The sequence below is a fragment of the Streptomyces sp. WAC00040 genome (assembly GCF_056835925.1).
On sequence record NZ_JAKQZE010000005.1, the window covers coordinates 429751 to 448211 of the forward strand.

Here is an 18461-nt window from a genome sequence, read left to right on the forward strand (position 1 = left end):
CGGTGCTGGGCAGCTACGGAGTGCAGGTGCGATTCGAGAGCGATTGATTGTGTGATTCAAGAGCGACTAAGTGTGCGATTGGAGTAGGATTGCTGATGGAGGTGGACTGATGCCCACTGAGAACGAGCTGTTCAATGCTGTGGATGCGCTGTTGGAGCAGGTTGCGCAGGATGATCTGCCGGATCCTGGGGAGCGGAAGCGTCTGCGTGAGGCTGCTGGACTGAGCCAGGCGCAGATTGCTGCGGCTTTGAACGCTCGGCGTGAGGCTGTGGGGAACTGGGAAGCGGGCCGGACGGAACCGCGGCCGCCGAAGCGTGCCGCGTATTCCCGGCTCCTCGAGGGCCTGGCCGCGCGCTTCCCCGCGCCGGCTGCCGAGCCGGTCGACGAGGTGCCCACGGCTTCGGAAACGTTCACCGGCCCCAGCGCGCCGGTCGCTGTCCCCCCGACCGATCAGCGCCATTCCCGTCCTGCTCACGCCGCGCCCCCTCTGCCGGCGGACGTTGCGGAGGCGCCGACGTCACGCCGTCCGGCGGCGAAGAAGCCGGCACCAAAGCCCGCACCCGCGATGCAGACGGGGGACCCTCGGTTCGCTCATGGCCCGCTGGCCGTCATCGACGTCGCCGACGGGGAAGTATCGGCGTATTGCTTGGGCGGCCTGGTCCTGGACGTCCCGGCCAAGTCCCTTCCGGCGCTGGTGGAATGGACCCTCGCGGAGGCGAAACTCGGCGCGCCGCGCCTGCATCGGTCTGGCAAGGACGCCGACCCGGTTTTGGTTCTCACCGATGCTGCCGCCGAACGTTACGGCCTGCCGGTGCGGCTGTCCGACGACGAGCGCCGCGCTGGCCGCCTGCCTGAGAACCACAAGATCCTCAAGCTGCTGGACAAGGCGAACTGGCAGCTCACACGGCGCGGGTTCGGCCCGTGGGCCCGTATCTACCGCCCGGCGCAGGGGTCGAAGCGCTCCTGCGTGCAGCTGTGCATCCTCGGCTGGAACGCCCTGGACGAGCGCTCCTGGGGCCATGCCGCGCACCTGTCGGCACCCGACCTCGCGAACCTGCTGGGCACCTATGCGGAGCGGGTGATGACGCCGCGCGGCTCAACCGCTGTCACCGGCCTGGAGCTGATGACCGCCCTGCACCCGCCGACCCGGGCGAGCGAGCCGGACAAGACGGGCAAGCGGCACCGCGAGCACAACCCCGCCTCGCTGGGAACCGAGCCGGTGGACTGCGCGCCACCGGAGGCGCCGGACGGGCACCCGCTGCTCGCCGACCTGCCCCGGTTCCACCAGCGCACCCCGCCCGAGGTCCTGGTGGAAGAGGCCTACGACTGGGCCCGCCCTCTCACCGACGACGAGTGCACCAAGCGGTACGTCGTCGGCATCGACGTCAACATGGCCTTCGCCGCGGCCGCCAACGGCACCATCGTCGGCCTCGGCGCGCCGGTCCACGTCCAGCGGCCGGCGTTCGATCCGAAACTGCCCGGCTCCTGGCTGGTCGACCTCTCCCACATCGAACTGGATCCGCGGCTGCCTTCGCCGTTCACGCCGACCGGCGAACGCCCGACCGGCCCGGCCTGGTACGCGACCCCGACCGTCGCCTACGCCGTGGAGCTCGGGCACCAGGTGACACCCATTGAGGCCTACGTGCGCTACGAGAACGGCCGCTACCTGGACGGCTGGTACAATCGACTGCGCGACGCCTACATCGCCACCATGGCCGACCTCGGCGTCACCACCAGCATGAGCCCCGATGAGTTCCTCGCCGCGATGGACGCTCACAAGCAGAACGACCCGCAGATGGCGGTCGTCCTCACGGCCATCAAGGCCACCGTCAAGGGCGGCATCGGCAAGCTCCGTGAGCGGCCCCGGGGCGGCGGCTGGCGGCCCGGACAGTCGTGGCCCGCTCTGGGCCGGCCCACCTGGCGGCCGGACATCCGCGCGGCCGTCATCTCCAAGGCGCGTATCAACATGCACCGCAAGATGCTCAAGACAGCCCAGGCCACCGGCCAGTACCCGGTCGCAGTCCTTTCCGACTGCGCCGTCTACGCTGCCGACGGGCCCAGCCCGCTCGACTTCCTGCCCTACAAGGACGGCAAGCCTCTGCCGGGCGGGTTCCGGCTCGGCGTCAGCCCCGGCATGGTCAAGCACGAAGGCACCCAGACCACTCTGTGGGCCGAAGGTGTCCGCGAAGAGCACGGACACGACCTCAACATCGCCCGGTACATCAAGGACGGCAGCATCGCCGCCACCAGGGACACGGGGGAGTAGCAGATGGGCAAGCTCGGCGACAGCCTCGACAAAGCGGTCCAAGGCGCATTCACCCGCCCCCTCCCCAAGACCGCAGGCGCCCAGATGCGATACCTGGTCAAGCAGTTCAAAGGCACCAGAGCCGCCGCCGAAGCCCTGGGCATCACCCAGCGCACCGTGGAGCGCTACGTGAAGAACCAGATCAAGAAGCCCCGAAGGGAACTCGCCGCCCGCCTCGAGCGCGAAGTCACCAAGAGGTGGCAGCCACAGATCCGCGCGAAGGCCAAGCAGCAGGCCGCCACCACCGACGGCATCATCATCGACACCCGCGCCCGCTTCGGCTACACCGCCGCACCCGGCACCACCGACGACGCCCGACTACGCCACCTCACCCAAGCCCTGCCCCCGCAATACGCGGCACGCCTCTTCGAAGCCCAAGACCAAGGCGCCACCGAACAGCAGCTCCGCACCATCGCCGCCGAAGGTCTCCAGGAGATCTACTTCAAGGACCACGGCCGCCGCGCCCAGGACCTCCAGGTCGAGTTCACCGACGTCGACTACATCGACTTCGAGCTCTAACGGATGTGGAGGCCGATCTCGCTCCGGGGAGATGAGACTGATTCCCAATGAGTGGCCGTGTCGTCGCGGGACACTGGGCGGCCTATCAGTCAAAGCCACACGTACGGCATGAGCGCTTTCAGCCACACCCAGGCCCCTGGGTCTCCCGATCGTACGAAGGACCGGAACCAACCCGCCAACGAGGTAAGGAGTGTTTCAGTTGGCGGGTGAGCGCTTGAGCTGGCGATTGTCGCCGCGTGCCGGGCGACCGCTTGGTGAGATCGGCTGGGCCTGCAAAGACGTTGCTATCCGTTACGCTCGTCGGTCTAGCCTTCACGGATCACGTCCAGGGGGATTCTTGATCAGCGACGCTCAGCTCATCCTGGGTTTTTCTCGGCACCTGACCGCTTACTCGGTGTCGGCTGTGCACGCTGAACTGGAGACGTTGCGGTTTGCCGGGCAGGTCTACGAGATGGCCTGGCGGCTGCGTAACGCCCAAGTTTCCTCGGCCGAGCGAGTACGGGCCATCGGCATCGAAGCCAAGATCGGACCGTTGGATCTTGACCGGTTTGTGCTGCCTACGATGGAACAGCTGGGCTGGGTTCAATGCGACCGGCGACCCGACGGGGGGCTGGTCAGCGTGGCGGCCTTCATTCCGCCGAATGCCGAGCTGTTGGGTGCGACGGATCGGCTGCTGGGCATGCTGCTTGCCACGCCGACGCAGCGTGCCGCGCTGGAGATCATGCGGGCGACCTCAGTCCAGCCGTTGGAGCGCCGTGCGGCTCTGCAGGCAGGCTCTGGGCACGGGGACGAGTCTGCCGAGCGGGCGTTGGGCTGCCTGATCACCGTCAACCTCGTGCGCGAGGCGCAGAGTGAGGACGGTCGCGCGGTGGTCTTCAATCCGAACATCTGGGTCGGTGACGCCGAGGTGGTGACGGCCGCGCTGCGCACTGAGGACGCGCGCGTGCAGCGAGAGGTCGGTGCGCTGATTGAGGAGGTCATGGCCTCCCCCGGTATTCCGGAGGAGCACGTCAAGAGCACCGAACAGCGGTGGATCGACTTCGCTGTCAGTGCCGGGTTGGTCGAGCGGTCCCAGGTCGTCGCCACCAGCGACAAGAAGCTCCTCTTTACACCACACCTGCATCGAGACCCGTTCGGTACCGACCCCCGCGACCCATCCGGCCACATCCGTCAGCTCGTCGGCAGCATGATCTACGCATCGACGTTCGCGTCCTGGAAGCTCACTAGCCCAGGCGCGTTCCTGCACGTCCTCATCCGCGACGGCGAAGCTGGCAACCACGAGCGCATCGCGGAGGACTACGCCATGCTCGAAACCGCTGGAACCATCGAAGTCGTAGGCGAGGGCCGCCGTGCTCGGATGCGCCTGCTGCAGGCCGAGGTCGCGGAGCAAGCGCTCGCGATCCTCGACGCGCGCGGGAACACCGCTGGCGGCGAGAACACGACTTTTGCCGGGATCGGCGAGCAACGCTCGTACAACCACCTGGAACGCGAGCGCGCCCAAGTCGCCACCGCGGTCGTATTGGACGACGCCGACTCGCGGCGGTTCATGTCAGCCCTGCGCGACACGACGGCCCGGAGGAACTTCTAGTGGCGGCCACCCAGACGAACCGCACTCGTCCCGAGGACCCAGGCGCGGACTTGGAGCGGCGGGTGGGACGCCTCGAGTTCGCTGAGGGCGCCCTAGCTCGCCTGCGGGTCCCGTTGCGGGTAGCCGCCGACCGGGGGCGCGACATCCTGACCGACCTTGACGTGCTCGCGGTCGACATCGACGGCCGGCTGCGGACGAGCCTGTCGGTTTTGGAATGCAAGACCACCAAGGGACAGTCCGGCGAGCCAGATCGGCTGTTGTGGCTCTCCGGACTGCAGCGCCTGACCGGAACCCAACGAGCCGTCCTCGTTCGCCAAACCATCACCCGCCGGGGCCGGACCATCGCCCAGGCGCTGGATCTGCAGATCATGGACATGCAGACCCTCGCCCTTAGGGAGGAGGGCCACGCCTGGGTACCCGAACGATTCGCCCACATCCAGGGCATGGGCTGTGAACAGGCGGAACGTCGCACTGACACCCAGCTCAAGGGACTCAAACACATCCCCGGTGGACTGGTGGCGTTTCTGCGTGCCGATAGCCTGCTGGCCGACTCTCCCGAATGTCTTAACGCGCTGGTCGCGCTGAACTCCGCCACACGCCAGGGCGTCGTCCCGAATCCGACCTCACAGATCTTGGCCAGCCACGCCCTGATCGCGCTGCTGCTGGCCGCAATCCGCGACGCCTCCCGCCTGGATGTCGTACCCGCCAGCGACCTGAGGGAACGGGTCGCCCGCGCAGTCACCCTCGGCGATCCCGACAACAGCCAGATCCTGGCAATCCTCAGCCAGGCAGACGAACTCGTCCAACACCAAGTCCGGCGCATCCACGACAGCTACACCAGGGTCGGCGCCACCCGGCAGGACATCGCCGTCGCCAGCCTCCAATCCATTGTCGCCGAACCACCCGAGTGGCTTGACCGCTACATCGGCCTGGTCACCAAGCTGCGAGCCAACCCCGCGATCGCGCGGGACCTCGTCCAGACCGCCGAACTGGCTTGCTTCGACGCACGCTGCGGCGACCTCGCATATACCGAGGCCGCCTTCGACCATCTGTTCACCCCTGAACACAGATACCTCTTGGTGACGGCCATCAAGGTGCTGCGCGACATCGTCGGCGACCAGCTCGCCGACACAATAGGAGAATTCGACGACCTGGACTTCCGCCGGGCCGCGCCGACCATCCCCGACCGGTCCGCCGTGCAAGCTGAGCACACCACCCCCAAGCTCGCGCACGAGGCGCGCCCCGCCGAATAGCGTCGTACCGGCAAAAGTTGCTCGGACTGTCCCTGGCTTTGGCATCGGTGCACGGCCTGGCCGAAGCCGCAGCGGCATCGAGGACTTGCCAGGCCAAGGCCCTCCTGCGGACTGCTGAACGTGACAAGACGCGCTCGGGCGGGACCGCGTCTCGGGCCAGTCTCACCAAGCGGTCGCCCGGCAGGCGGCGAAACTCGCCAGCTCAAGCGCGCACCCGCCAACTGAAACACTCAGTGAGCCTTTTCCATCCTCACTCTGAGCTGGTCAGATGAAGGGTGAGGACGGCCTGGACGAGTTTGGTGATCCGGATGGTTGAGCACCGCAGCTTGCGGAGGAACCGCCAGGACTTGAGGGTTGCGCTGCGGCGAGAGCCCGGACCTGCGTAGTCAGTGACGTTGCATGAGACGCGTGACGGTATGGCGTTGGGTGGGACGGTGCGTTTGTCCAGCGGGTGCGAGACCGACCGCGGAAGCGGTCGCTGGCCGAGCCGGAAGCGAGTCGTACAGAGCAGCGGAGATCTCCGCTGGGCCGGTGGGCCCGTGAGATCATCGTGTCCACTTGGCAGTGTCGTTTTCTGCTGACCAAGAACTGAGCGGCTCGACCGGAACGCTGCGGGTACCGAACTGCGACAACTGGGGGAGCGGGCATGAGGGACAGCGGGATAACGGAAGCGCGCCGGGAGCCTGCGCGTGCCGAGCGGCTGACCGAAGGGCTGACCGTCGCCGTGGCGTCGGCTCTCTCGGCCGGTGTGCTGGCCGCCCCAGCAGTGGTCTTCGGTACGACCACTTGGCATCTGGTCACCGACAGTGGCACCACCGCGTTCAGCCGGTTCTTGGCTCCGGTGATCTTCCTCGCCCTCGTGACGCTGCCGCTCATCTTGGCCCGCGTGGTGTTCCGCTCGGGCCGGGACAAGGGCAAGGAGCGACTGACGGCGGCGGTCCCGGCGGTGCTGACGCTGCTCGGCGCGTCCGTCGTCCCGTTCGCGGCTCTGTGCCTGGTCTTCATCTACGCGGACTGACCTCGCTACGGCGGTCTGTCCGACGTGCACGGAGCTGTGCGGCCCCGCGTGCTCGCCTTCGAGCAGATGACGTGTGCCGCTTTACCGCTGCCGCGCGAAGTGGCCTCGGAGCCAGGCGAGCAGGGCCGCGAACTCGGGGGACTTGGCGGTGTCCGACTGCGTGAGAACCGTCGAGCGGCCACCGTCCTCCACCGTGATCACGTAGCTCATCGCGTCCCTGCCGCGACCGTTCTGCTCCTCCTCGGGCATCGCTACGGCCGCCGCCACCAGCCGCACCAGCTCGGCCGCAGCGCTTTCAGGCAGGTCATCCGTGTTCAGCATGTTGGGCCAGCGGCGGAGGTTTGCAGCCGCCGCCAGCCCGCCGTACGACTCCAGAGTCACCTTCATTGCGCGCAGCCTCTCGACCGGCGGGAAAATCCGGTGGTCACCTGGCGCCCTTCAGCTTGGCCACCTCCTTGGCCAGCCCCGTCACCATGTCGTTTAGTGCGCCGAACTGCCTGGTCAGGGCTGCCAGACCGTCGTCCCGGCCCGCGCCACCGTGCCTGTTGAACGCATAGCTCCGTGCCCGGGCGAGGCCGCTCGGGACACTCTTCAGTGGGACCTCCACCTCCTGCCACGCCGCCATCACGGCCGACTGCTCGGGGCTGCCGACGCCGCACAATTGCCCGGCCTTCTGGACGGTGGTCTCGGCGAAGTCCTCGAACTTATCGTCGGCGGTGGACGCCTTGAGCGATTCGTACCAGATGGTCCCGGCAGCCTCCCATGCGAATCCGCTGATGCCCACGGAAGCCAGGTAGAACGCCTTGTTCGGAATGCCGGAGTTGTAGTGCACGCCGCCCCAGTCACCGAAGAAGGTGTCGGGCTTGTCGACGAACTTGCTCATACGGTCGGGCTGGGGGTCACCTGTGAACGCCGTCCCCGGGGCCTTCAGTGATCGCAAGGCGTCGCCCTTGATTGCCGGGGTCCACACGTCGGCCCCGATCAGCCAGTCCGCCTCTTCGGCCGTCTCCTTCAGGTGCCACTGCTTGACCAGCGACCCGAAGACGTCCGACATCGACTCGTTCAGGGCCCCGGACTGTTTGTGGTACTCGAACCCCGAGGTGAAATCGGTGACTCCGTGTGCCAACTCGTGGGCGATCACATCGAGGGATCGGGTGAGGTCGCCGACCCGATCTCCGTCACCGTCGCCGAACACCATGCGCCGTCCGTCCCAGAAGGCGTTGTCGTACATGAGGCCGTAGTGGACGAACCCGTCCAGGCGCATCCCCCGGCCGTCGACCGAATTGCGGTGGAACACCTCCTTGAAGAAGTCACGTGTCACGCCGAGTGCTTCGAACGCCTGGTTGACGGACTCGTCCAGGGACTCCGCCAGTCCGTCTTCCGACCTGGCCAGGACGGCGTTGGTAAAGGATTCAGTCTGCTGGCAGTCGAATATGGTGCGCCGGCCGCTGCCGGGGGCGGCCGCGGCGGCGAAACTCGCTCGGACCGAGCGCTCACCGCGCAGGCGTGCCGTGGTCAGCAGAGTCTCCAAGGCGGCCTGGCGGACATCACGGTCGTCGCTCTCCATGAGCTTTTCGAGAATGTACGGGGGGATGATGCAGTTGATCGGGCGGGTCCTACTCATGGGATACCTCCTGAGTGAGAGGACCGACGGTTGATCATCCGGGCCCAAGGACCGAGGTGCCGACAACGGCTTCGAACCCACCCACGCGCGGACGGCTTCCTGACCTTCGAACGGGCGGGGCGCAGCCTGCCGCGGCCCCCTGAACAGACCGGGGTGGCCGCGCGGCACAGCAGACAACAGTGGGTACCCGCTGGTGCGGCGGCAGTGGAAGCGGAGTCGGGCGCCGACTAGCCCCGATTCCCCCGGCAGGGCCACGCTGATACCACCAGTCTCCTGCCGGTTGTAATGGCTGGCAAACGCAACGCGAGCGCGCCGGAACGTTCTGATTCATCGACAGCGCGGCCGGATTCGACGTCGACCAGCAGAGTGTCGTACCGCGTCCCGTTGCTACGGAGCGAGCGCGGCGGCTGTTCGTTCGAGACCCGGCTGACTAATACCGCAAAGGGGGCAAAGGGTCTCCTTGTGAGGGGAAAAGCGGAAACCGACTTTCCCTCGCTGGTCAGGAAGCCGCAGATGGCGATGATGAGACCCAGACATCGTGCGCTGAAGGGTGTTCACCGTTTGCTGACCAACCGAACGGACGGGGGTTACGTGATGCTCCATTTCGCTCCGACCGGGTGACTCCGTTCAGACGCCTGCGTATCGCTCAGTACGCAGATGCGACGGGCCACCCTGGGGATTCGTGAGTGCTGCGGGCCGCCGAAGCCGCGGTGACTCGAGAGTGCGAAGTGCGAGAGTGATCAGTTCATGCTGCCGGCCTGCTCAGCCGGTCGTGCCGGCTGATGACGCCTGCCTCGCGCACCCACCTTCCCGTCATCGGCAGCGGGATTAGGGCACAGTGATGGAGGGAGACATGTTGAATCTCGCCTATCTGGTACAGCACCACCGGGAACTGGAACTCGAAGTCCTCGCTGGCTGCACCGTGTCCGCTCTCGCGAACGTCTCGACGCTGGCCTTCCTGGAACACGACCAACTCGACCGCCTGGGCCACACCAGCGACGATCACCACCCTCCCGCGACATTGTTCCTGCTGCACTCCACACGGGCATAGAGCCGCGGGCCTCGCGATAGCGGGGGCACCGGCTCCGAGACCGCCGACGTCTTCTCACCGAGCATGCTCAGCACTGCCGACCGTCTCGCCATGCCAGTGATGACGACCACAGCACGTCTCGAGGTCTGGCAGCGGCTCGCAAGCGAGCTGGACCGCTGCCGCATCCGCTACGTGGAACGGCAGGCGAACCGCCACCACGAACTCCTGCAGAGACTGCCGTCACAACTGGCCGACGAGCGGACGATACAGCGCGTCGTCGACTGGCTCGCGACCGTGCTCGACGCACGTGTGCTGGTGCGGGACACCTGCCGAGGCGTACTCGCAGCCGCACACAGCTCCACGTGGACGCGTCCCGCATCTCAGGGCCCCACCCATGCGAGGCGTGTATCGCTGACACCCACGGGCCGCGGTGACGCAGTGCTGGATGTAGAGGCCAAGGCCCCGCTCGACCACTCCGACGCGATGCTCATCCAGCACGCGGCGAAGCTGTGCGGGCTTGTCGATCAGGCGCACCGAGGGTTCGAGGCCGCCGCGCAGTCCGCGCGGGAAGCACGAGCAGCCGCTCACCTGCTGTTCCTCAACGGTGAGCCAGACAAGGCCCTGAAGGTACTGGATGCCCTCGTTCCAGGCTTCCGGGCCTCGGACAACCTGCGCGTCTACGTCATCGAGTGCGGGAGCGCCCAGCAGCGTGAGGCGATGCTGCGCAGGCACGAAGCGGTCGTGGCCGACCGCGCATTGGTCGTTCGCTGCCCCCACCGCGACCGGCAGATCGTGGTCGTGGAACCCGTGACCGCAGACGCCGACGCTTCGACCGGCCTTGCGCGTGATCTCCATGGCCTGGTGCTCACGATGGCGAGCAGCCCCCGACTGGGCGGAAGTAACCCCCGTCCCTTCCGTCAGGCCCTGAGCGCCTATCACGAAGCCCAGGGTGCGGTACGGCTGAGCCGATACATCCAGCAGCCCGTCCTGCAGGCCGGCAGCGCCAACCCGGTTGATCTGCTGGATCCCTTTCCCGCCAGCGCGTGGGCCCGCGCGTTCCTCGCTCCGCTCGACCGCCTGCCCTCCACCCACGCTGCGGACCTCCGCCGCACGCTGCCCGTGGCACTCAGCAACCCCTACACCGAGGCCGCGCGCATCCTCAACGTGCACCGCAACACGATCGCCTACCGGCTCGCGAGGGTCGGCGAGCTGCTCGACCTTGATCTCGCCCGCACGCACAGCAAGGTGCTCGTGGGCCTGGCGCTCGACATGGGCGCACGGCCGGTCACGACAGCGCCGTCGGTCCATGCCGCCCCTGATCTGCAGAAGCTGCTGTGCAGCCCGCGGCTCGAGACCTGGGCCCGAAATCTTGTCGAACCGCTGGAATCAGGTACGGGCGATCTCGCACGCACCGTGCAGGTCTGGCTCGACAGCGACACCCATGTCGAGACGACAGCTAAGACGCTCGGCATGTCCGAGGCCACCGTTCGCAGCCGCCTGAAGGCAACTGGTCGGCTCCTCGATCGTGACCTGACGTCTCTGCCGGGGCTGCGCGACGTCGCCCTCGCCTTTGGCATCACCGCAGGGCCTGCCCCCGGCCCTGCTCTCGCAGCAGCGTGATCAGCGGCAGCACAGGAAGTGAAATGCGACTCCGCTGCGGCGCCCACCACACAGCATCGGGCCACGCCCACCGCCCCATCCGCGGGGACAGGGCCAACCCGACCATCACAGCCACCGGCGATTAGCACCCGCCCGTGGCTCGCGGCCGGTTCCTGGCGGCACCTGCGGCCGGCCGCGGTCGCCGGGGGAGCGCCCCCTCCCACCGTGCGAGTGGGCCGACAGGAGCTGGTCGTGCTCCCCAGCAGCAGCTCCTGTCGGCACCGTCCTCGGCGCGGCTGAATCCCGCCGAGTCTTTTCACCCCCCAGACCAGGGAACTGCAGGCCGGTCAGGAGACGTCTGTCCGGTCAACGGTGGCCTGCCGAGGGGCGTCGGGGCGTTGCATGTATTGGTGCCGGCCGGTCATGACGAGTTGGGTGACCCCATTGGGCGAGCACAGCTCTCCGGCCGTGGAGGTTGGCACCGACCAGTACACCCGTTCATGGCCGGCGCCGGTCAGTCCCGGCCGGGGCACACCGAGGCTGGACTCCTGGCCCAGGTGCACGATGTCGGGAACGTACCACCGCAGTTCGGTACTCGCGGGCACCAGGGCGTAGTACCAGCCCGCGTACCGGTCGCAGATGACCGGCCCGTCCAGCAGGGCGCAGGCCAGGTAGGCGTCGATGACCGCCTCGTCGGTGGTGCGCGCCGCGGCGTGGACCAAGGCGGGCGGGATACGCACGGCCGAGAACAACTCCCCACAGGGCAACAGTGCAACGCTGCGCTCGTTCCACTCCTGGCGTGCCGCACCGCGATCGGGGGCTGCCGCCAGCAGCCAGTGGCCGATCGATGTCATCCATCGCGCCATGACCCAAGATCGAGCCACCTGGCAGCACCACATCGCCCAGCATCAGCTCGCCGCTTGACATAGAAGCGTCAACGGGCTCTTGCGCCAGTACTTCCCGAAAGGCACCGATCTCTCGAGATGGTCCGCCGAGGAAGTCGAGGCCGTCGCTCACACTCTCAACAGCAGACCCCGCAAGACGCTCGGTTGGAAGACACCCGCCGAGGCGTTCAACGAGCAGCTACAGTTGCTCCAACAAGCTGGTGTTGCAACGACCGGTTGAATACGGTCAATATGTGTCTATCCGCTACACCGAGCGGCTGGCAGATGTCGGCGCTTCCGCCTCGGTTGGCTCCGTCGCGGACTCGTATGACAACGCCATGGGCGAGGCCTTCAACGGCACCTTCAAGGCCGAACTGATCGAGATGCAGGGCCCTTGGCGGGACTTCGAGCAGGTCGAGCGGGCGATCTTCCAGTGGGTGACGTGGTACAACGAGGAACGTCTCCACTCCGCGCTCGACTACGTACCGCCCGCCGAGTACGAACGCGACTTCCGGCGAAGCCTGGAAGAAGAACCGCAGACCGCCTGAAACATGACCGGCGGACTCTACGAAACCCGGTTCAGCTCAAGGTGTCCGCAGACGTCCACGGAGGGTTCGAGCGCTGCCGCGCAACCGTAATCATCCACCACCGCGTGGAACGCGGTGGGGGGCTAGGGTCTGCGCTTGGCGCTGAGGGAGGGGAGTGTCTACGTGTGGGAGTTAGAGGAGGACGACCCGAGTTCGATCGGCTCGTTCCGGCCTGTCGCACGGCTCGGCAGCGGAGGAATGGGCACGGTCTATCTAGCCGTACATGACGGGTCAGGTCGGCAGGTAGCTGTCAAGACCATCAGGAGTGAGTACGCGCAGGAGGAAGGCTTCCGGCGCCGGTTCACCCGCGAGGCGACAGCAGCGAGTTCGGTCAGGAGTCCGTACACGGTCCGAGTAGTCGGCTTCGACACCCAGGGGCACGATCCGTGGTTGGCCACGGAGTACGTCGACGGTCTGTCACTGCGTGACCACGTGCATCGGCATGGTGCCCTGCAGCTCCACGCAGCGGTGGACTTGGCCCTTGGCCTCTCCTTCGGCCTTGCATCGATCCACAAGGCCGGCCTCGTCCACCGGGACCTCAAACCAGGAAACGTGCTCCTCACGGTCGACGGACCCAAAATCATCGACTTCGGGCTCGCCTACGCCGCAGACTTCAGCCATGCCACCCACACCGGGACGATTCTGGGTACTCCGGGCTACTTCTCTCCCGAGCAGGTGCAGGGTCAGCCGGTCAGCGCCGCCTCGGACGTCTTCGCCTTCGGCGCAGTCCTGACCTTTGCCTCATCGGGCGACCACGCGTTCCGCGGCGTCACACCTCTCACCGCCCAGTACCACGTTGTGCACGAGGAGCCGTGCCTCTCGGAAGTGCCAGAGGAGCTGCGGGGCCTGATCACCGCATGCATGCACAAGGACCCGCATGAACGGCCGCCCCTGGCCGAAGTCATCGCTCACATCACGTCCCTGCGCGACTACGGCCACGAGAAGACTGCGGCCGCCTTCCGCTGGTCCACTTCCAGTGCCCCGCGAGGTGCGGCAGCCGCTGCGGAGCGTGTCACCGCTGTTCCCATCCCCGCTGCCGCAAGCCACTGGGGCCAACGGAGCGCCCTCGCTGTGGCGGGTGTGGCGCTGTTGGCCACTGGAGCGGCCATCGGGACCTGGCTTCTCCCGGAGAACGACCGCCCCGACACCGGAACTTCCATCCCGTCCGCCAATGCCTCGACACCTGTCCTGCACGAACCCACGGTGACGCCGTCAGATGAAGCGACGAAACCGGCAGAAGAGTCTCCGGTGGCGGAGCAGACAGACTCGTACACCGCGGTGCTGCTCAACTCCCTCCAGTTTGACCCCATGAGAGGGAAGTGTGCCATGGACACTGGCTTGGGGGTGGAGGCTTCCAGTGGTGACTACCGTGTCTCGGTGGTCCCCTTGGCGTACGACGGCGGCTATGTCTCCAGGGCCGTGATCGAAGTCAGCGTCGGCAACGCTGGGGGGCTCGACGAACCGCCTGTCGTCCATGTCACCCTTCCTAAAGGTGAGGACACCCAGGTCAGGGTGCCCAAGGGTCGGACGACGTGGTCCTTCGACTGGCCCAAGCAGTTACAGGAGGCAGATCTGCACCAGCCCTACGACGAGAGGTCAGCGGAGACGCTTTGGGGCCCGTACACCGTCGTGATTGTCCACGGCACGGTCCAGGCATGCAGCGGCTTCGTTGGCGCTCCCAAGGAACAACAGTGAGGCATCTGTGCGTGTGGGGGCTGGAGTCGATGGAGTGAGGCCCCGAGATGGAGACGGAACCACTGCGGTGACTGATCGTAAGGCTCCGTCGGCTCATGCGACGTCACGTCATGGAAGCGATGGTGGACGAGTTGGTTACTGTAACCACCGATGAATCTCCCGACGGCGGCTCGCCCGGATGCTGCTGATCACGCCCGGCAACTCAAGGCCGAGCAACACGCGCTCTTGGCCAAGCGCACCGCCGACTGCCCCGAGATGACCCAACTGGCCTCGGGTATCGGCGCCTTCGTCCGCTCCTTGCGTCCCACGCCGACAATGCTGACGCACTCTCGCGCTGGATCGTCCAGATCCGCGGCGCCAACCTGCCCTACCTGCATGCCTTCGCCCGAGGTCTGGAACGAGACCGCGATGCCGTGACCGCTGCCCTCACGCTGCCGTACAGCAACGGCCCCACCGAGGGCGTCAACACCAAGACCAAGCGGATCGCGCGCCAGATGCACGGACGCGCCAGCTTCACCCTGCTTCGCCATCGCATCCATCCTCGGATGGCAGCACGCACCGTCACCACCGAAAGTGAGACAGGGCCAAACGAAAGGTGCGACTGCGGTTGTTGCTTACTGACGCGCTGCGGAGAGTCGGTCGTCGAGTGTGATGTCGAAGGCTTCACCGCGGTCTCCCCTCACGTGGTCCAGCGGGCATGGTCATTGCCGGTGGTGATGGCCATGTAGACGCACTTCAAGGCGGCCTGCTCGTTCGGGAAGTGTCCGGGCCTTGAACGCCCGCCGGATACTGGCGTTGACGGACTCGATCACGTTGGCGGTGCAGACCATGCGGCAGACCTCGGTGTCGAAGCGGAGGGACGGGGTGAACTCCTCCCACGCGTTCTCCCAGAGCCGAACGATCGCCGGGTATTCCTGCGCCAGGTGTCGGAGAACTCGGAGAACCTTCAGCCTCGCCGTTTCAGTTGGGTCTGCTGGGTGGCTGCAAGGTTGTTCGAGGCTGTGTCGGCCGGTGGACATGGTGAGGGCCGACACGGGGGTCGGGTTCTCCAAGGTCCTTGCGCCGAGGGTGGGCAGGAACCGCGAGTCAGCTGGCGTGACGGGGCGGTGCAGCCAGGCGGTGGAATGCGGCCGCGAGTTCATGTCGCCAGGGCCAGGTCGTCGATATCCGAATGCGGAGGCGGAGGCCGCTCCGAGTGATCCGGGCGGCAACGTGCAGGATCCGGCAGCTGCGAGTTCGCCGTCCAGCAGGAGGACGCGGGTCCGGGCGAGGAGACCGATTGCCGCGAGGCTGAGTTCGAACAAGGCCGCGTTGATGGCGAAGTGGCGGGAGGGGACGAATCCAAATGCGGTGCAGCAGCAGGTCCAGCCCGGCCAGGGTGTACTCGACACCGACCCGGCGGTGCACGATCTCGGCGATCCGGACCAGCGTCCAGCACTCGGAGGCGGCCGGGCCTGCGTCCAACCGCCCACAAAACGCGCGGTTGTTCCGGCGCACGCTTGCAGCGGGCGCCGCCGGGGCCCTTGGAGGCCAGGGCCTGCCGACCTCCCGAAGCCACGGCTTGTCGCCAGCAGTTCGCCGATATCCGGGTCACCCGAACCGCCGGGCCATCTCCCGGTCACTGGCCCCGACTTCGATCAGGTCAGCGGCTGCGAGGTGGACTTCGGCGGACGCCGCCTCCACCTGCGGATTTCGGTGTCGGCGCCCACCGGAGATCGGCGTCGAACCGCCAGTACGAGAAGGCATGTCGCTGCCCCTACCTGCCAGCCGACCGCTCATCCCGAACCTCGCCGGCCAATTCAGTCGGTCGGGTCAGGGAACCGACGTGACGAGCACCTGCGGCGATGCCCCGCCGACGAACGGCTTGCGCATCATTCGAGCCGCTCACGTTGCTTTCCCCGCCAAGTGGCGGATGTTGTGATCTCGCAGGGATGCCATTGTGGGTGGCGGGACGGATCAGCAGTCCGCGCGAGATCGCGTGAAGCGCTCAGTCCCAACGCCGCCCAAGCTCCCCCGCAGGGAGCCCCGGCACCCGAGCATTCCGCCTTCCCGCACGGGTGCCGGGGCATCGATTGATAGTTGTGTCTCAGAGACCACCAGTAACTGGAGACTGATGAAGCACGCGGCATCAAGACCGGTGCGAACTTGGCTGCACGGAAAGAAGCACTCTCCAGGTGAAAAAGCGTATCGGGTCGTACCCGCGTGTCCGCATCGAGGGCGGCGGCCGGGCGGTGGTCTCGCAGGCCGGGGGGCGTGTTGCTGGTCGAGACCGTCCGCAAGGCCGGCGTGGACACCGCGATATCAGCGGCGCTGACGCCTTGGCGGACGGCTCGGGCAGTGCACGATCCGGGCAAGATCCTGCTGGACGTGGCCCTGGGGGTCGCGCTGGGCGGGGACTGCCTCGCGGATGTCGCCATGCTGCGGGCCGAGCCGGCTGTGTTCGGGCCGGTGGCCTCCGACCCGACGGTCTCCCGCCTCATCGACACCCTCGCAGTCTCCGGGGAGAAGGCTCTGCGGGCCATCCGGGCCGCGCGGGCTGAAGTCCGCCAACACGCCTGGCGGTTGACCGGCCGGACAGCGCCTGATGCGGGCGGGACGGTGACCGTGGACCTCGAGGGGGTGCTGGTGATCGCGCACTCGGACAAGGAGGACGCCGCACCCACGTGGAAGCGAACCTACGGCCACCACCCGCTGATGGGGTTCGTCGACCACGGACCGGGCGGCACGGGTGAACCGGTCGCGGCCCTGCTCAGGCCAGGCAACGCGGGATCGAACACGGCCACCGACCGCATCACCGCCGCCCAACTGGCCCTGCCCCAGCTGCCGAAGACGTACCGGCGCGGGCGCCGGACCCTGATCCGCACCGACTCCGCGGGCGGCACCCACGACTTCGTCGCCTGGCTCGCTCAGCGGGGACGGTGGCTGTCCTACTCGGTCGGCATGGTGATCACCGAGCAGGTCCACCAGCATGTGCTGAAGGTTCCGGCATCGGCCTGGACGGCGGCCGTCGAGGCAGACGGCGAGATCCGCGACGGCGCTTGGGTCGCCGAACTCATCGGCGACGTCCTGGACGGCTGGCCCAAGGGCATGCCGCTGATCGTCAGGAAGGAACGACCGCACCCTGGGGCCCAGTTGCGGCTCACGGATGCGGACGGCATGCGGCTTGCCTGTTTCGCCACCAACACCTCGGGCCGGCCGATCGCCGAGCTCGAGCTCCGTCACCGCCTGCGGGCCCGGGCCGAGGACCGCATCCGCGCCGCCCGGGCCACCGGCCTGCGCAACCTGCCCCTGCACCGCACGGCCCAGAACCGGATCTGGCTGGAGATCGTGCAGATCGCTCTCGACCTGCTGGCTTGGATGCCGATGCTCGCCTGACCGGCAAGGCCAGGCTCTGGGAGCCCCGCCGACTGGGCTCCGCCTGTTCACCGCGGCCGGTGACAGCTCGTGACCACCGGCCGTCGGCGAATCCTCCGCCTGGCCCGGCACTGGCCCCGGACCGGTCACATCACCGCAGCCCTCGACCGGCTCACCCAACTGCCCGACCCCGGCTGACAAGCGGATTCCCCGTCCCTACGACAGCACCTCGACACCTGGAGCAGTGGAATCCGGCGCCATGCCGAGGCGACACTCGGCTCTTCGGCCTGCACAGCCTCAGCCCACGGCACGAAAACGGCCCACCGACTCCGTCGGCGGACCGTCACGAAACTTCGAGGCTACTGAGGTTGAACTCGTGATGTCGTGCTGTTGGTCAGGCGGGCCTGACGGCCAGGCCGGTCTCGGCAAGGCATCCGTCTATGAGGTGGTTGCGGTACTGGATGTGCCGTAGGCCGCGTCGGATGCGCTGGGCGAGGTGTTCGGGGGTGCTGAAGGCGACGTTGGAGAGCCAGCCGCGTCGCAGGAGGGACCAGATCCCTTCGACGGGGTTGAGGTCGGGCGCGTAGGGCGGCAGGTAGTAGATGGTCAGCCAGTCCCGGGCTTCCGCCCATTCCCGCAGATCAGCGGCTTTGTGGACATTGAGGTTGTCCCAGACGAGCACGATGGGACCGCCGAGCTGCTGATGGGCGGCGATCAGCAGGTCGCGGTAGTCGCGCCAGGAGAAGTTCTTGCGTCCGTCGCGCCGGCCGTCGTCCCGGCGCGGCCGGTAGATCAGCCGGGACCGGTGGCCGGGCCGGTAGCAGGTCAGTGCGGCGATCGATATCCGTCTGCGGGAACGGCCCCGCACCCGCACCACCAGGGTCCGGCCGCGCTGTGACCAGGTCTTCGCCTGCGGCGGGGAGAATCCGGCTTCCTCGCTGAGTAGGCCCGGGGCGCGGTGCCGGGATTGCTCCCGGTCCGTTTCCCCGGACCTCTCGCCGAACC

12 protein-coding genes and 7 pseudogenes are annotated in these 18461 nt (G+C 67.3%); 12 read left to right on the forward strand and 7 right to left on the reverse strand.

Translation table 11 applies throughout. From position 1 onward, the window contains the following. Positions 1-109: 109 nt before the first annotated feature. The 4 genes from tap (at position 110) to MDN94_RS36870 (ending at position 5665) form a co-directional block, all read left to right on the forward strand. Positions 110-2266 carry a telomere-associated protein Tap gene (tap, locus tag MDN94_RS36855; protein WP_482730129.1) on the forward strand — a complete coding sequence of 719 codons (2157 nt, stop codon included), beginning with the start codon at positions 110-112 and terminating at the stop codon, positions 2264-2266. 3 nt (positions 2267-2269) lie between these two features. After that, entirely contained in the window at positions 2270-2824 is a 555-nt protein-coding gene (gene tpg, locus MDN94_RS36860) for a telomere-protecting terminal protein Tpg (protein ID WP_482730130.1), read from the forward strand. Between the two features lie 337 nt (positions 2825-3161). After that, a complete protein-coding gene (locus tag MDN94_RS36865; RefSeq protein ID WP_482730131.1) occupies positions 3162-4412 on the forward strand; it encodes a hypothetical protein in 1251 nt (416 codons plus the stop codon). Then, the gene (locus tag MDN94_RS36870; protein WP_482730132.1) at positions 4412-5665 is read left to right on the forward strand and encodes a hypothetical protein; all 1254 of its coding nucleotides are present in this window, start codon (positions 4412-4414) and stop codon (positions 5663-5665) included. Before MDN94_RS36865 ends, MDN94_RS36870 begins: the two co-directional genes overlap by 1 nt. Before the next feature lie 250 nt (positions 5666-5915). Here MDN94_RS36870 and MDN94_RS36875 read toward each other — a convergent pair. Then, positions 5916-6023, reverse strand: a pseudogene (locus MDN94_RS36875) (IS5/IS1182 family transposase); the annotation flags it as partial. Positions 6024-6311: 288 nt separating this feature from the next. Between MDN94_RS36875 and MDN94_RS36880 the strand changes: the two are divergent. Further along, positions 6312-6683, forward strand: coding sequence for a hypothetical protein (locus MDN94_RS36880; protein ID WP_482730243.1), 372 nt, complete (start codon positions 6312-6314; stop codon positions 6681-6683). An 81-nt stretch (positions 6684-6764) separates the two neighbouring features. Here the strand turns inward: MDN94_RS36880 and MDN94_RS36885 are convergent, their stop codons facing one another. Further along, positions 6765-7070 (reverse strand): protealysin inhibitor emfourin, encoded by a 306-nt coding sequence (locus tag MDN94_RS36885; RefSeq protein WP_482730133.1) that lies wholly within the window; start codon positions 7068-7070, stop codon positions 6765-6767. A gap of 37 nt (positions 7071-7107) precedes the next feature. After that, positions 7108-8307, reverse strand: coding sequence for a M4 family metallopeptidase (locus MDN94_RS36890; RefSeq protein ID WP_482730134.1), 1200 nt, complete (start codon positions 8305-8307; stop codon positions 7108-7110). Between the two features lie 853 nt (positions 8308-9160). On the opposite strand from MDN94_RS36890, the gene MDN94_RS36895 reads away from it, so the two are divergent. Both MDN94_RS36895 and MDN94_RS36900 read left to right on the forward strand, forming a co-directional pair. After that, the gene (locus MDN94_RS36895; RefSeq protein ID WP_482730135.1) at positions 9161-9358 is read left to right on the forward strand and encodes a hypothetical protein; all 198 of its coding nucleotides are present in this window, start codon (positions 9161-9163) and stop codon (positions 9356-9358) included. Positions 9359-9457: 99 nt separating this feature from the next. Further along, positions 9458-10957 carry a helix-turn-helix domain-containing protein gene (locus MDN94_RS36900; protein ID WP_482730136.1) on the forward strand — a complete coding sequence of 500 codons (1500 nt, stop codon included), beginning with the start codon at positions 9458-9460 and terminating at the stop codon, positions 10955-10957. Positions 10958-11283: 326 nt separating this feature from the next. On the opposite strand, the gene MDN94_RS36905 is transcribed toward MDN94_RS36900, so the two are convergent. Next, a complete protein-coding gene (locus tag MDN94_RS36905; protein ID WP_482730137.1) occupies positions 11284-11790 on the reverse strand; it encodes a hypothetical protein in 507 nt (168 codons plus the stop codon). Positions 11791-11860: 70 nt separating this feature from the next. On the opposite strand from MDN94_RS36905, the pseudogene MDN94_RS36910 reads away from it, so the two are divergent. The 4 genes and pseudogenes from MDN94_RS36910 to MDN94_RS36925 all read left to right on the forward strand — a co-directional run. Continuing rightward, a pseudogene (locus MDN94_RS36910) lies at positions 11861-12061 on the forward strand (transposase); the annotation flags it as partial. 13 nt (positions 12062-12074) lie between these two features. Beyond that, positions 12075-12368: a transposase gene (locus MDN94_RS36915; RefSeq protein WP_482730138.1), complete on the forward strand. Its 294-nt coding sequence runs from the start codon at positions 12075-12077 to the stop codon at positions 12366-12368. 135 nt (positions 12369-12503) lie between these two features. Then, a complete protein-coding gene (locus tag MDN94_RS36920) occupies positions 12504-14102 on the forward strand; it encodes a serine/threonine-protein kinase (protein ID WP_482730139.1) in 1599 nt (532 codons plus the stop codon). 154 nt (positions 14103-14256) lie between these two features. After that, positions 14257-14638 (forward strand): annotated as a pseudogene (locus tag MDN94_RS36925) (transposase); the annotation flags it as partial. A gap of 78 nt (positions 14639-14716) precedes the next feature. Here the strand turns inward: MDN94_RS36925 and MDN94_RS36930 are convergent. Next, positions 14717-15048 (reverse strand): annotated as a pseudogene (locus MDN94_RS36930) (transposase); the annotation flags it as partial. 380 nt (positions 15049-15428) lie between these two features. Next, positions 15429-15818: pseudogene (locus MDN94_RS36935) on the reverse strand (winged helix-turn-helix domain-containing protein); the annotation flags it as partial. Between the two features lie 458 nt (positions 15819-16276). On the opposite strand from MDN94_RS36935, the pseudogene MDN94_RS36940 reads away from it, so the two are divergent. Further along, positions 16277-17654 (forward strand): annotated as a pseudogene (locus MDN94_RS36940) (IS1380 family transposase). Positions 17655-17850: 196 nt separating this feature from the next. Here the strand turns inward: MDN94_RS36940 and MDN94_RS36945 are convergent. Next, positions 17851-18393 (reverse strand): annotated as a pseudogene (locus MDN94_RS36945) (transposase); the annotation flags it as partial. Between the last annotated feature and the right edge of the window lie 68 nt (positions 18394-18461).